Source organism: Methylopila turkensis (assembly GCF_027922325.1).
GTDB classification, from domain to species: Bacteria; Pseudomonadota; Alphaproteobacteria; order Rhizobiales; family Methylopilaceae; genus Methylopila; species Methylopila turkensis.
Map to the genome: position 1 here is coordinate 337,585 of NZ_BSFL01000003.1, position 14,278 is coordinate 351,862.

The window sequence follows — 14,278 nt, forward strand, 5'->3', positions numbered from 1 at the left end:
CCGGGGCCGCCGCGAAGGCAAGGCGTCGCGCAGCCGTTCAGGCGGCGGCTTCGATCCGGGCCCGCAGCGCGCGCTGCGACGCCTCGTCGAGCGGGAAGCGCCACATCAGCGCCACGGCGCCGAGTTTGAGCGCGACCGGCAGTCCGCCATAGAGCCAGGCGAGCGCGACAAGCCCGGCCTCCGTCTTCTCGCCCGCCGCCGGATCGAAGCCCGCGGCCGATAGCGCGGGAAAGGCGAGCCCGACCGCGAGCGCCAGCGCGAGCTTTGTCGCAAGTCCCCAGGCCGCGAGGTAGAATCCGCTGCGCTGCTCGCCGGAGGCCGCCGTGTCGACGTCGATCACGTCCGCCTGGATCGAGGGCGGCAGCGCGAGATCGGCGCCGACGGTGAAGCCTGTGACGGCGCAGATCACGCCGAAGGCCGCGAGGTCGCCGGGACCGAGGAGAGGAGCGAACACGAAGGTCGCGCAGGCGACGAGCATGGCGTAGCTCCACGCCGCATGCTTCGAGGTCCGCCGCGCGAGCCACAGCCAGAACGGCACGCCGATGAGGCCCGCCGCGAAGTAGCCCACAAGGAAGAGGCCGGCGTAATCCGGCGCGGCCAGGCGGTCTCCGACATAGAACAGGAACAGCGTCGCCGGTAGGCCGTTGGCGAAGCCGTTGAGCAGGAAAGCGGCCAGCAGGCGCAGGAAGGCGGTGTTGGCGCGCATCGCCCTCAGGCCTTCGCGCAGGCCGAGCCGCGCGCGCGAGGCGTCGATCGGCTCGGGCGTGAGCGACAGCGTCGCCAGCGCGAACAGCGGCAGGCCGATCCCGACCACCGCGGCGTAGGCGGCGAGCCCCGCGCGCGGCGCGTCGTCGGACAGCGCCGGAGCCGCCGCCTGCAGCGCCAGCGCCACGAGCGTTCCGACGAGCGCGGCGGTTTCGCGCCACGCCGCGATGCGGCTGCGCCCGGCGTAGGAGGTGGAAAGCTCAGCGCCCCAGGCGTTGTAGGGGACCAACGCCGCGGTCCAGGCGATCGAGAGCAGCGAGCCCCACAAAAGCAGATAGCCGATCCCGGCTCCCTCGTGCGGGCGGAACAGCATCCAGGCCGACACCGCGGTCGGCAGCATCGCGGCGGCGAACCAGACCCGGCGTCGCCCGAAGCGCGGCCGGAACCGGTCCGCCAGCAGGCCGACGGCCGGATCCGCGACGGCGTCGACCAGCCGCACAATCAGCAGCGCGCTGCCGACCGCCGCGATCGGCAACCCCAGCTCCGCGGCGTAAAAGTTCGGAAGCACCACGTAGAGCGGCAGGGTCAGAACCGCGAAGGGGATCGCGGGCAGCGCGTAGGCCGCCAGCGCGAGCAGGCCGAGCTCGCGCCTCCCGGCGGACCGGCCGTCAGCCACGCGCGAATACGACCTGACGCACGTCGATGTTGCCGGAGCGGAAGCCGGCCTCGCAGTACGACAGGTAGTACTCCCACAACCGGCGGAAGCGCTCGTCGAAGCCGAGCGGCGTGATCGACGGCCAGGCCGCGCGGAAGCGCGCGCGCCACTCGGCGAGCGTCTCGGCGTAGTCGAGGCCGAAGACGCGCTCGCCGGCGATCCGAAGACCCGCCTTCACCGCGGCGCCGTTCAGGGCCGTCGGCGACGGCAGCATGCCGCCGGGGAAGACATAGCGCTGGATGAAGTCGACCTCGCGCCGGTAGGCGTCAAACAGCCGGTCCTGGATAGTGATGACCTGCACGCCCGCCGCGCCGCCGGGCTTCAGGCGGTCCCGCAGCTGCGTGAAATAGGTCGGCCACCAGCGCTCGCCGACAGCCTCGAACATCTCGATCGAGGCGATCCGGTCATAGGTTCCGCGCTCGTCGCGATAGTCCTGCAGTTTGAACTCGACCCGTTCGGCGAGCCCCGCCTCGAACAGGCGCCGGCGGGCGTAGTCGAGCTGGGCGGGGCTGATGGTCAGGCCCGTGACCCGGCAGCCGATCTCGCGGGCGGCGTATTCGGCGAAGCCGCCCCAGCCGCAGCCGATCTCCAGCACGTGCTCGCCCGACTGGGCGCCGATCGCGCGGGCGAGGGTTTCGTATTTCCGCGTCTGGGCGGCCGCGAGGTCGCGGGACGAGCCTTCGAAGACCGCCGAGGAGTAGGTCATCGTCGGGTCGAGCCAAGCGGCGTAGAAGGCGTTGCCGAGATCGTAATGCGCGAGAATGTTCCGCCGCGCGCCGCGCCTCGTGTTGCGGTTGAAGAAATGCCGGACGTTCTGGAACGCCCGGTACAGCGGCTTCATCGCGAGGTGCGCGTTGACGTGATCGGCGTTGACGCAGAACAGCTCGAGGAACGCCGTGACGTCCGGGCTGTCCCATTCGCCGCGCATGAAGCCCTCGGCCACCCCCAGATCGCCGTTGCGCAGGATGCGGCCCGCGAAACGCAGGTCGTTGACGACGAGCGTCGCCGAGGGGCCGGGCTCGCCGCCCTGAAACACCAGCGTCCGCCCGTCCGGAAAACGGGCGGTCAGCCGGCCGCGGGCGATCCGCGCCGCGATCTGGACGGCGAGCTGGACCTGAAGCGGCAGGCCGCGCACGGCCTCCCGCAGGGTCTCGGGCGTCACGGGAACGGCGACGTCATGACAGGGCGATGCGGTCGTCATGGCGCGATCGGGTCCGTATGCGTGGGGGGCGGAGGAGAGGAAGGGGCGGCCGGGCGCCCGCTGGGGCGGCCATGGCGGAACGGCCCGGGCGCGTCGTAGCTCGCGGGCGAGGGCGGGCCGACATGGGCGACCAGCGGCAGGCCCTTGAGCCACAGCCGGAGCGCCTCCCAGTGGATGCCTGCGAACACCTTCAGCGTCATCAGCGGCATCGCCGCGCAGAGCTTCAGCAGGGTGGAGGAGGACAGTGGCGAGCGCTCGCCCGCGAAGGCGGCGGACAGGATCGGTCCCTCCGCGTCGCGTTCCAGGATGCGCAGCCGCACCGAACCGGTCGGCGGGCGCAGCCGGAAGCCGTAGCGCATCGCCGTCTCGATGAAGGGCGAGACGTAGAACAGCTTGTCCCGCTCCTGACGAAGGCCCGCGGGCCCGAGTTCGCCCGGCGCGACCGGCGCGACATAGGCGTGACGCTCGCCGAGAGTGTTGGTGACCTCGTAGATCACCGCGGCGAGCTCGCCGTCCGCACGGTAGCACCAATAAACGCTGATCGGATTGAACACATAGCCGAGGATGCGGGGGTAGCAGAGCAGCAGGATGCGCCCGCCCGCGAGGTCGACGCCGCCGCGGGCGAGCAGCGCGCGGGCATGCCGCGCGAGCGAGCCGTTCGTCGCGCCGTGGTCGCGTTCGTGAAAGCTCGCGAGGTTGAACCTGTTGACGGAGAACAGGCGGCACATGCGATCCGCGTCCCCGAGCGCGTCGAGGTCGATCAGCAGCGAGAACACCTTGTAGGCGAAGCGGTGCGGCTTCGGCTTCAGCCGAGCGTGCATCACCTCGCCGACATAGAGCGACGCGGCCGCCTCCGGCGGCGGAAAATCCACGTTCTGGCCCGTCATTCCGCCGCCGCCAGCACCCCGGAGTCCCGCCACGGCGTGCGGGCGCCCAAAGCTTCAGCCACCGCGAGGCCGGAGGACAGACCGTCCTCGTGGAAGCCGTAGCCGGTCCAGGCGCCGCAAAACCATGTCCTGCGCATGCCCTGAATATCGGCGAGTTCGCGCTGCGCGGCCAGCGCCGCGGCGTCATATTGCGGATGATCGTAAACATAGCGCCCGAAAACCTTGGCGGGATCGGGCTCGAACGGCGGATTCAGCGTCACGAACAGCGGGCGGGCGGGATCGACGCCCTGCAGCGCGTTCATCCAGTAGGTCACGGCGACGTCGCGGCTCGCGGCGTCCGGGTCCTTGCGGCTCCCGAGATAGTTCCAGGCCGACCAGACGCCCTCGCGCTTCGGCATCAGCGCCCGATCGCGGTGAAGTATGACGTCGTTCGGCCGGTAGCGGATCGCCGACAGCACGCGCCGCTCCGCCGCGTCGGGCTCGGCGAGCATCGCCAGCGTCTCGTCGGTGTGCGCGGCCATGATCACGTGATCGAACCGGTCCCGTCCGCCCGCAGCGTCGATCACGGTCACGCCGGCGTCGTCGCGCTCGACCCTGGCGACGGCGACGCCCGACCGGATGGCGTGGCCGAACGGCGCCGTCAGGCGCTCGACGTAGCGCCGCGAGCCGCCCTCGACCGTGCGCCAGACCGGCCGGTCGTGGTTGATCAGGCGATGGTTCGCGAAGAAGGCCACGAAGCTCTCGGCGGGGAAATCGAGCACGTGCGCCGCCGGCGTCGACCAGATCGCCGCCGCCATCGGCAGCAGGTAGTCGTCCCGGAAGCGCTGCGCGAACTTGCGCCGCTCCAGCCAGGCGCCAAGGCTCAGGCCGACCAGAACGCCGGCGGCGCGGTCCGCGAGGCAGAGCTTGTTGAAGCGCAGCACCTCGCGCAGCATCCAGAGATAGGACGGCGCGAGGATGTTGCGGCGCTGGGCGAACAGCGCCCCGATCGTCTTGCCCGACCATTCGAAGGCGCCACCGTCGAGCGACAGGCCGAAGCTCATCTCGCTCGGCTTCGTCGCGACCCCGAGATGGGCGAACAGCGCGGTCAGGTTGGGATAGTTCAGCTCGTTGTAAACGATGAAGCCGGTGTCGACCGCGACCGTCGCGCCGTCGTAATCGATCTCGACCGTGTGGCTGTGGCCGCCGAGGCGCGGCTCGCGCTCGTAGACGACCACGTCGTGCGCGCCGCACAGCGCCCAGGCGGCCGAAAGACCCGAGACGCCCGAACCGACGACGGCGATGCGCATGGAGGCTCCTGTGACGCCGTGGCGTCGAAATGCGGGCCGCACCGGCCTCAGGCCTTGATGCGGTCGAAGGCCGCGAGCGCACGATCGCGCGCGGCGTGATGATCGACGATGGGCTTCGGATAGTCCTTGCCGAGGGTGACGCCGGCGGCGCGCAGCGCCTCCTCAGGCGCCTCCCAGGGCCGGTGCAGCCACTTCAAAGGGACGTCCTTCAACTCCGGCACGAAGTTCTTCACATAAGCGCCTTCAGGGTCGAACTTTTCGCCCTGAAGCGTGGGGTTGAAGACGCGGAAGTAGGGCGCTGCGTCCGCGCCGGATCCTGCGACCCACTGCCAGCTCGCGGCGTTGTTGGCGGGATCGGCGTCGACCAGCGTGTCCCAGAACCAGTCCTCGCCCACGCGCCAGTCGACCAGCAAATCCTTGATCAGGAAAGAGGCGCAGATCATGCGCACGCGGTTGTGCATCCAGCCCGTCGACCAAAGCTGGCGCATGCCGGCGTCGACGATCGGATATCCGGTCAGCCCTTTCCGCCAGGCGCGGAGATGCGCCGGATCGGGCTTCCTCCAGGGGAACTCGTCGAACCGGGCGTTGAAGTTCCGCGCCGCAAGGTCGGGGTTGTTATGGAGCAGGTGATAGGAGAACTCGCGCCATCCCAGCTCGGCGTGGAACTTGTCCACGTCCTTCGCCGAGGCGTCGCCGCCGTCCGCCGCCTGCTTCGCCGCATGCCAGAGCTGGCGCGGGCCGATCTCGCCGAAGCGGAGATAGGGCGACATGCGCGACGTGGCCGGTCGGTCCGGCCGGTCCCGATCCGTCGCATAGCCCTTCAGGCCGTGCTTCAGGAACGCCGAAAACGTCTTGCCCGCGCCGGCTTCTCCGGGCGGCCACGCCTCGCGCAGTCCGCCGGCCCAATCGGGCTTCGTCGGCTCGAGCTCCAGGTCGTCGATCGCGATTCCCTTGAGTTTCGGGCCGGCGGCGATTTTGGCCTTGGACGGCTTCGGCAGCGGCTCCGCCGGTTCGCCCTTGGCGCGGCACGCGCGCCAAAACGGCGAGTACACCTTGAGCGGGCCGCCGGACTTCGCTTCGATCTCCCAGGGCTCGTACAGCAGGCGGGCGTTGAAGCTCTCGACGTCGACCCCCTCGTCGCGGAGGCCGCTCTTGATGTCGGCGTCCGTGTCGCGCTCGGCCGCGACGTAGCGCCGGTTCCAAACGACCAGACCGGCCCCGGCCTCGGCGACGGCCTTCCGCACCGTCTTCTCCGTCGGCCCGGCGCGGACGGCGAACGGCAGGCCGATCGCGGCGCAGTCGTCGGCGAGCGACCGCAGCGACTGCGCCAGCCACCAGCGCGAGGCGGCGCCGAGGGCGCGCGCGCCGCTGAGGTCGGGATCGAACACGTAGAGGGCGGTGACGGGCCTGCCGGACCGCGCGGCGGCCGTCAGCGCGGGGTTGTCCGCAAGCCGCAGGTCCTCCCTGAACCAGAGCAGCGTGCAGGATCGGCCAGGATCGGACGTCATTCGGTTCCGCGGATCGACAGGAAGGTCACGGCCGAGCTTACGGGCGCGCGAGGCCGCCGGATCATGGAAGCGGCGCTTCCGCGCTCGCCGGCGCCGGACAGGGCCGAAACGAACGAAGGGGCCGGTTCATCCAAACCGACCCCTTCGCGAAACTGGCTCCCCGGGCAGGATTCGAACCTGCGACCGATCGATTAACAGTCGATTGCTCTACCGCTGAGCTACCGAGGAACACGGGGCGCTGACGCGTCGTCCCGAGGGCCGGGCCTATAACAGATGGCCGGTCGGTCTGCCAAGCGGCATCGCGCCGAAAACCGCGTCTGCGTCATTTGTCGCGGGCTCCGTCTCCCAGCGCGTCAAAACCCTCCGGCGTGACCTCCCAGCCCGTCACCTCGAACGCCACGAGCCCCTTCTCGTGCAGCTCGCACAGCGTCGATCCGTCGAACACCTCGAACGCCGTCCGGTGCGCGAGCTGCATCAGGGTGTCCCGCTCGCGGTCGTCGACAGTGGTCATTGCGTTTTCTCCCGAGCCCATAGTCCGGGCTGGTAACGCGAACGTTGGCGACAGGTTCCAACCCAGAGGTTCGCGTCGTGGTCGGCGCACAGCCGCAGGACGCATAGGGAAGAGTGGAGGCCACGCCCGGAATCGAACCGGGATACAAGGATTTGCAGTCCTCTGCGTAACCATTCCGCCACGTGGCCTCGGGAAGCGTCGAGTTGGGCGTCGAAGCGACGCCGGCTCAGCTCCGCGGAACGGCGCACTCCCATAACGCGGCGCCTGCGAGGCCGCAACTCGCGAATGACGGAACTGTTGCAAGCGCGCCTCCGCTGGAGCAGAACGGGCTCAAGGCGGAGGTCCGCCGAACGACGAAGGTGACGCCGATGACGGATTTCGCCCGCCTCCGGACCGGAATGGTCGACTGCCAGATCCGTGTCGCGGACGTCACCGACCACCGGGTGCTCGGCGCCTTTCTCACCGTCGAGCGCGAGCGTTTCGTGCCCGAGTCGCGCCGCGGGCTGGCCTATCTCGACACGCGCACGCCGCTTGCGCCCGGCCGGGCGACGATGGAGCCGATGACGCTCGCGAAGCTCGTCCAGCTCGCCGATCCGCAGCCGGCCGAGCGGGCGCTCTTGGTCGGCGCCGGGCTCGGCTACACCGCGGCCCTGCTGGCTGAACTCGTCGCCGAGGTCGTCGCGCTCGAATCCGATCCGGAACTCGCGGCGGGCGCCCGCGCGGCGCTGGCCGCGCTTCCGAACGTCACGATCGTCGAAGGGCCGCTGCCGGACGGCGCGCCGGCCGAGGCCCCGTTCGACCTGATCTTCTGCGACGGCGCGGTCTCGGACGGGCTCGACAGGCTCGCGCGGCAGCTCGCGCCGGGCGGCCGGATCGTTGCGCCCTGGGGCGGCGTCCGCCCCGGCAAGGCGGCGGTCTTCCGCCTCAACGGCGGCGAACTGTCCGCCGCTCCGGCCTTCGACGCTTCCGCGCCCGCGCTGCCGGGCTTCGAGCGGATCGAGGCCTTCGCGCTCTGATCCTGCCCGAGTGGGGCGTTTGCGCCACACGCTTACGGCTTTCGGACTGTGGCGCCGCGGAGTCGTTTCGCCGTCGCGATGGCGCCGGTAGGATGCCCGTGGGACGCGTCTTGCAGGTCGTACGGAAACATCCGGCGGTCGGAACTCGGAATCCGGTGAGTAACATGTCGACGAGCGAATCCCATCGCCGCCGTGGCGGGACGCTGCGCGTCTCGCTGCTGGCTCTCGGCGCAGCGCTGGCGTTTCTGCCGGCGCCGGCTGCGGCGCAGACTCTGGAGAGCGCTCTGTCCCGGGCCTATGGCTCGAACCCGACCCTGAACGCCCAGCGCGCGCAGGTGCGCGCCACCGACGAACAGGTGCCCCAGGCACTGTCCGGCTACCGTCCCATCATCACCGCCACCGGCGACGTCGGCGCGCAGCGGACGAGGACGGTGGCCGACAGCCAGCTTGGCCAGCTCGCCGCGGTTATTCCTGGCCTGCCGCCAGGCGCCCTGCCTCAGGGACGAACGACGCAGATCGAGACCAATTATCCCCGCGGCGCCGGCGTCGCGGTGCAGCAGAACGTCTTCAACGGCTTTCAGACCCGCAATCAGGTCCGCACCGCCGAATCCAACATCCTTGGCGCGCGCGAGACGCTGAGGAACAGCGAGCAGAACGTGCTGTTCGACGCGGCGCAGGCCTATATGGACGTGTTGCGGGACTACGCGATCCTCGACGTGCGCCGGAACAACGTGCAGGTGCTCGAGGAGGAGCTGCGCGCCGCGCGGGAGCGCTTCCAGGTCGGCGAAGTGACGCGCACCGACACCGCTCAGGCCGAGTCTTCTCTGCAAGGCGCCCGCTCGCAGGTGAGCGCGGCAGAGTCGCAGCTGAACACAAGCCGCGCCACCTATCGGCAGGTGGTCGGCGAGGACATTTCGCGCCCACGCGCCGCGCGCTCCATCGACAAGCTGCTCCCTCGCTCGCTGCCGCAGGCGATCGGCCTCAGCCAAGCCCAGCATCCCGCGATTCTCGCGGCGTTCCACGGCGTCGACGCTGCGACGCTGCAGATCCGCGTGTTCGAAGGCCAGCTGCTGCCCTCGCTCAACCTCGAGGCGTCGTTCCAGCGCCGCTACGACGAGAGCTCGGCGGACCGGCTCACCTCCGGCGCCGTCGTCGGCCGCCTGACGATCCCGATCTACGAGGGCGGCTCGGTCTACAGCCAGGTCCGTCAGGCCAAGGAGACCGCCGGGCAGCGCAGGCTCGAGGCCGACATCGCGCGCGACCAGGTGCGCCAGGCCACCGTGTCCGCCTGGGGGCAGGTCGAGGGCGCGACCGCGCAGATCGCCGCCGCGCAGGCGCAGATCGAGGCGTCGCAGACGGCGCTGAACGGCGTGCGCGAGGAGGCCAAGGTCGGCCAGCGCACCACGCTCGACGTGCTGAACGCGCAGCAGGACCTGCTGAACGCAAGGCAGTCCCTGATCACCGCCCAGCGCGACCGCGTCGTCGCGGCCTATGCGCTGCTGTCCGCGGTCGGCTGGCTGACCGCCGACAAGCTCGGCCTCAAGGTCGTCCGCTACGATCCGAACACGCATTACGACCAGGTGCGCGACAAGTGGATCGGCCTGCGCACGCCCGACGGCCGCTGAGCGGAGCCTGTGGGCGGCGCGCCCGGCGCGCTTGTTCCTCGTGTCGGCGGTGCGATACTCGCCTGCGATCGGGATCGGCGTCCCGCGGTGATTCGATCTGGTCGCGCGCGGTCGCGGCTGGTTCCCGTAGGCGGTCCCGGGCGCGAGCGGAGACATCATGAACACGACCGCGAAGGCTCACGAGCCGACGATGGAGGAGATTCTCGCCTCCATCCGCCGCATCATTTCCGATGACGAGCCGACAGCCGCAGCGAAGGAGCCTGTTCCCTTGAAGCCGCTGGAAAAGCCCGCCGCCGAAGCGCCGGCGTCGCTCGGCCAGGACGACATCGACGCGATGCTGGCCTCCTTCGACGAACCCGAGCCTGCGCCGGCGAAGGAGGCGCTCGCCGCGCCCCCGCCCGTCGCCAAGACGCGCCAGGCTGAAGCCCCGCTTGGCGGGCAGCGCGGCGCGAAGATCGAGTTCGAGCACGACGTCGACGTGTTCGAGTTGACGGACGCGATGGTCGCCGAACCCGCCGAGCCCGAACCGGAGCCCGCGCCGCGGCCCGCGGCGCGAGCCCAGCCGCGGGAGCCGGAGCCCGCCGCCGCGTTCGCGGACCGGCTGGTCTCGCCCTCGACCGACGAGACCGTCGGCGCCGCCTTCGGCTCGCTCGCCAACACCATTCTCGCCACCAACGGCCGGACCATCGACGATCTGGTCAAGGAGATGCTGCGGCCGATGCTGCGCGCCTGGCTGGACGACAATCTGCCGCCGCTGGTCGAGCGCTTGGTTCGGCAGGAGATCGAGCGGGTCGCCCGCGGGCGCTGACGGGCTCGAATTCGCGCAGACGCTCGTTCGGCGCGCCGCGCAGCCATGTCCATCGCGCGGCTTCCCCTCGCGGCGCGACCGATGTAGGAAGATCGCCCAGACAAAACGCGCGACCGTTTTCGCCCCCGCCGGAGACCCGGCCGGGGGACGGGCGCGCGTTTGATCTGTGTACAGGCACGACCGCCGCCTGCCCGAATCGGGCGCGGTCGGATAGGTCCGGACGGTCGTCGCCCGACGCGGTCCGGACGCGACGGATGAGCGGAAGAGAGCGGATGGCCCGATACGTCTTCATCACCGGCGGCGTGGTGTCCTCGCTCGGCAAGGGCCTCGCCTCGGCGGCGCTGGGCGCCCTGCTGCAGGCGCGCGGCTACACGGTGCGGCTGCGCAAGCTCGACCCCTACCTCAACGTCGATCCCGGCACCATGAGCCCGACCCAGCACGGCGAGGTGTTCGTCACCGACGACGGCGCCGAGACTGACCTCGACCTCGGCCATTACGAGCGTTTCACCGGCAAGGCGGCGTCCAAACAGGACAACATCACCACCGGCCGCATCTACCAGGACATCATCGCCAAGGAGCGCCGCGGCGATTATCTCGGCGGCACGGTGCAGGTGATCCCGCACGTCACCGACGCCATCAAGACCTTCGTCCGCGAGGGCAACGAGGGCGTCGACTTCGTGCTGGTGGAGATCGGCGGCACGGTCGGCGACATCGAGGGCCTGCCGTTCTTCGAGGCCATCCGCCAGCTCGGCAACGACCTGCCGCGCGGCGACGCCATCTACATCCACCTCACCCTGCTGCCGTGGATCCCAAGCGCGGGCGAGCTCAAGACCAAGCCGACCCAGCATTCGGTGAAGGAGCTGCGTTCGATCGGCATCCAGCCGGACATCCTGCTCTGCCGCTGCGACCGGCCGATCCCGCCGGAGGAGCGCCGCAAGCTCGGCCTGTTCTGCAACGTGCGCGAAAGCGCCGTGATCGAGGCGCGCGACGTCGATACCATCTACGACGTGCCGGAGGCCTACCACCGCGAAGGCCTCGACACCGAGGTGCTGCGCGCCTTCGGGATCGAGCCGGGCGAGGCGCCGGACCTCGCGCGCTGGCGCAACGTCACCCATCGGGTCAAAAACCCCGAGGGCGAGGTGACGATCGCGATCGTCGGCAAATACACGGGCCTGAAGGACGCCTACAAATCGCTGTCCGAGGCGCTGGCGCACGGCGGCATCGCCAACACCGTGAAGGTCAACGTCGACTGGATCGAGAGCGAGATCTTCGAGAACGAGGACCCGGCGCCGTTCCTCGAGCACGTCCACGGCATCCTTGTGCCCGGGGGCTTCGGTCAGCGGGGGGCGGAAGGAAAGATCAGGGCCGCCACCTTCGCGCGTGAGCGGAAAGTGCCCTATCTCGGCATCTGCTTCGGCATGCAGATGGCGGTGATCGAGGCCGCGCGAAACCTTGCCGGCATCCCGGACGCGAACTCCACCGAGTTCGGCCCGACGACCGAGCCGCTGGTCGGCCTGATGACCGAATGGACCCGCGGCAACGCGCTGGAGGCCCGCCGCGCCGACGGCGACCTCGGCGGCACCATGCGTCTGGGCGCCTACGACGCGCGGCTCAAGCGCGGCTCCAAGGTGGCGGAGATCTACGGCTCCGAAGACATCTCCGAGCGCCACCGCCACCGCTACGAGGTCAACACCGCCTACCGGGAGCGGCTGGAGGCGAATGGGCTTGTGTTCTCCGGCATGTCGCCGGACGGGCTGCTGCCTGAAATCGTGGAGTACGAGGACCACCCGTGGTTCGTGGGCGTCCAGTTCCACCCCGAGCTCAAGTCGCGCCCGTTCGAGCCGCACCCGCTGTTCGCATCCTTCGTCACGGCCGCGCTGGCGCAGAGTCGGTTGGTGTGAGGGACGACTGAGGTCTTGCGCCGCTTCATGAAGCGGCGCGTCGTCCTCCGGCTTGACCGCAGGACCCATTTTGGACGTCAGGCTCGACGTCGGACATGGATGTTCCGGTCAGGCCGGACCATGAAGAGCATCGCTTTGCAGACGATCCCGGATCGGCCCATGGCCGTCCGGGATGACGCGCTCTACGGCTTACGTCCCGGCCCCGTCTCGACCGGGCGTCCGCCGGCGCCCCATTCGGCCCAGGAGCCGTCGTAGAGCCCCTCCGCCTTGGCCCCCGCGCCTTCGAGCGCCAGCGCAAGAATGGCGGCGGAGACGCCGGAGCCGCAGGTGGTGACGATGGGGGCGGAGACGTCGACGCCCGCCGCCTCGAACGCGGCGCGCAGCTCCGCTTCCTCTGCGAGCCGTCCGTCCTTCACGACCTGGTCGAACGGAACGTTCAGCGAGCCCGGGATGTGCCCGAGCGCGAGGCCGGGCCGCGGCTCGGGCGCTTCGCCGCGGAAGCGCGGGGCGGGGCGGGCGTCCACCACCTGGAACAGGCCGGCGTCGACGCCTTCGGCGATCTGGTCCCCGGTCCTGACGACCGTCGCGTCGAAGTTCGGCATGAAGGTTTTCGCTGGACGCGCCGCGGGGCCGCTTTCGAGGGGGCGGCCTTCGGCCTTCCATTTCGGCAGGCCGCCGTCGAGCACATAGACCTGCTTCACGCCGAAGGCGCGGAAGGTCCACCACACGCGGGCGGCGGCGAACAGGCCGGCGCCGTCATAGGCGACCACGGTCGCGCCGTCGCCGACCCCGAGCTTGCCCACGGCTTCCGCGAAGGCCTCGGGCGAGGGCAGCATGTGCGGCAGGTCGGTCGAGAGGTCCGCCACCTCGTTGATGTCGAAATAGACCGCGCCGGGGATATGGGCCTCGAGAAACTCCGCGGCGCCGTCGCGGTTCGCGGTCGGGAGGTACCACGAGCCGTCGACAGGGATGACGTCGGGGTCGCCGAGACGTTGGCTAAGCCATTCGGTGGAGACCAGATTGGGATTGGTCACAGCAGCACCTTGTTCAGATCGACCGTTCCGGGCCGTTCGAGCCAGCCGGGAACCGGCAGCTCCTTCGAACGGAGAAAGTCGGGATTGAAGAGCTTCGATTGGTAGCGCGTGCCGTAGTCGCAGAGAATCGTCGCGATGGTGTGGCCGGGCCCCAGTTCCTTCGCGAGCCGGATCGCGCCGGCGACGTTGACGCCCGACGAGCCGCCGAGGCACAGACCCTCGTGCTCCAGCAGGTCGAACACGATCTGAACCGCCTCCGCGTCCGGGATCTGGTAGGCGAAATCGACCGGCGCGCCTTCGAGATTGGCGGTGATGCGGCCCTGGCCGATGCCCTCGGTGATGGAGGAGCCTTCGGCCTTGAGCTCGCCCGTGGTGTAGTAGCTGTAGAGCGCGGCGCCCGGCGGGTCGGCGAGGGCGATCTTCACGTCCTTCGAGCGCTCCTTCAGCGCAATGCCGGTCCCGGCGAGCGTGCCGCCGGTGCCGACCGCGCAGATGAAGCCGTCGACCTTGCCGTCGAGGTCGTTCCAGATCTCAGGGCCGGTCGAGTCGATGTGCGCCTGACGGTTCGCCATGTTGTCGAACTGGTTGGCCCAGATCGCGCCGTTCGGTTCGGTCTTCGCCAGCTCCTCGGCGAGGCGGCCGGAAAGCTTCACGTAGTTGTTCGGGTCCTTGTAGGGGACGGCCGGCACCTCCACGAGCTCCGCGCCGGCGAGGCGCAGCATCTGCTTCTTCTCGTCGGACTGGGTGTCCGGAATGACGATCACGGTGCGGTAGCCGAGCGCGTTCGCGACCAGCGCGAGGCCGATCCCGGTGTTGCCCGCCGTGCCCTCCACGATGACGCCGCCGGGGTTCAGCGCGCCGCGCCGCACCGCGTCCTCGATGATCCAGACCGCGGCGCGGTCCTTGACCGACTGGCCCGGATTCATGAATTCCGCTTTGCCCAGGATCTCGCAGCCGGTCGCCTCGGAAGCGCGGTTCAGCCTTATGAGAGGCGTGCGGCCGATGGCGTCGACGAGACCGCTGCGAATGGACATGGAATAACTCTCGATCGATGAACTGAAGTGTGGCCGAAGCGCCA

12 protein-coding genes and 2 tRNA genes are annotated in these 14,278 nt (G+C 69.9%); 4 read left to right on the forward strand and 10 right to left on the reverse strand.

Annotation, left to right across the window (positions count from 1 at the left end):
* Positions 1–37: 37 nt before the first annotated feature.
* From PKE78_RS12865 to PKE78_RS12900, 8 genes are all read right to left on the reverse strand, one after another.
* A complete protein-coding gene (locus tag PKE78_RS12865) occupies positions 38–1,381 on the reverse strand; it encodes an MFS transporter (RefSeq protein ID WP_271201307.1) in 1,344 nt (447 codons plus the stop codon).
* Complete coding sequence (locus tag PKE78_RS12870) at positions 1,374–2,621, reverse strand: SAM-dependent methyltransferase (protein ID WP_271201308.1); 1,248 nt, start codon at positions 2,619–2,621, stop codon at positions 1,374–1,376. The genes PKE78_RS12865 and PKE78_RS12870 overlap by 8 nt, the downstream gene beginning before the upstream one ends.
* On the reverse strand, positions 2,618–3,508 hold the full coding sequence (locus PKE78_RS12875) for a DUF1365 domain-containing protein (RefSeq protein WP_271201309.1): 891 nt from the start codon (positions 3,506–3,508) through the stop codon (positions 2,618–2,620). Before PKE78_RS12875 ends, PKE78_RS12870 begins: the two co-directional genes overlap by 4 nt.
* A complete protein-coding gene (locus tag PKE78_RS12880; RefSeq protein WP_271201310.1) occupies positions 3,505–4,797 on the reverse strand; it encodes an NAD(P)/FAD-dependent oxidoreductase in 1,293 nt (430 codons plus the stop codon). Before PKE78_RS12880 ends, PKE78_RS12875 begins: the two co-directional genes overlap by 4 nt.
* 47 nt (positions 4,798–4,844) lie before the next feature.
* Positions 4,845–6,305 carry a cryptochrome/photolyase family protein gene (locus PKE78_RS12885; protein WP_271201311.1) on the reverse strand — a complete coding sequence of 487 codons (1,461 nt, stop codon included), beginning with the start codon at positions 6,303–6,305 and terminating at the stop codon, positions 4,845–4,847.
* Positions 6,306–6,458: 153 nt separating this feature from the next.
* Positions 6,459–6,533: transfer RNA gene (locus PKE78_RS12890), tRNA-Asn, on the reverse strand.
* A gap of 94 nt (positions 6,534–6,627) precedes the next feature.
* Positions 6,628–6,816, reverse strand: coding sequence for a hypothetical protein (locus PKE78_RS12895; RefSeq protein WP_271201312.1), 189 nt, complete (start codon positions 6,814–6,816; stop codon positions 6,628–6,630).
* Positions 6,817–6,930: 114 nt separating this feature from the next.
* A tRNA-Cys gene (locus PKE78_RS12900) sits at positions 6,931–7,004 on the reverse strand.
* Between the two features lie 180 nt (positions 7,005–7,184).
* Between PKE78_RS12900 and PKE78_RS12905 the strand changes: the two genes are divergently transcribed.
* From PKE78_RS12905 to pyrG, 4 genes are all read left to right on the forward strand, one after another.
* On the forward strand, positions 7,185–7,832 hold the full coding sequence (locus PKE78_RS12905; RefSeq protein ID WP_271201313.1) for a protein-L-isoaspartate O-methyltransferase family protein: 648 nt from the start codon (positions 7,185–7,187) through the stop codon (positions 7,830–7,832).
* Positions 7,833–7,996: 164 nt separating this feature from the next.
* On the forward strand, positions 7,997–9,457 hold the full coding sequence (locus PKE78_RS12910; RefSeq protein ID WP_271201314.1) for a TolC family outer membrane protein: 1,461 nt from the start codon (positions 7,997–7,999) through the stop codon (positions 9,455–9,457).
* Between the two features lie 190 nt (positions 9,458–9,647).
* On the forward strand, positions 9,648–10,265 hold the full coding sequence (locus PKE78_RS18560; protein ID WP_487349014.1) for a PopZ family protein: 618 nt from the start codon (positions 9,648–9,650) through the stop codon (positions 10,263–10,265).
* 272 nt (positions 10,266–10,537) lie between these two features.
* Positions 10,538–12,166 carry a CTP synthase gene (gene pyrG / locus PKE78_RS12920; protein WP_271201316.1) on the forward strand — a complete coding sequence of 543 codons (1,629 nt, stop codon included), beginning with the start codon at positions 10,538–10,540 and terminating at the stop codon, positions 12,164–12,166.
* Positions 12,167–12,348: 182 nt separating this feature from the next.
* On the opposite strand, the gene sseA is transcribed toward pyrG, so the two are convergent.
* Entirely contained in the window at positions 12,349–13,200 is an 852-nt protein-coding gene (sseA, locus tag PKE78_RS12925) for a 3-mercaptopyruvate sulfurtransferase (protein ID WP_271201317.1), read from the reverse strand.
* Positions 13,197–14,234 carry a cysteine synthase A gene (locus PKE78_RS12930; RefSeq protein ID WP_271201318.1) on the reverse strand — a complete coding sequence of 346 codons (1,038 nt, stop codon included), beginning with the start codon at positions 14,232–14,234 and terminating at the stop codon, positions 13,197–13,199. Before PKE78_RS12930 ends, sseA begins: the two co-directional genes overlap by 4 nt.
* Positions 14,235–14,278: the final 44 nt, after the last annotated feature.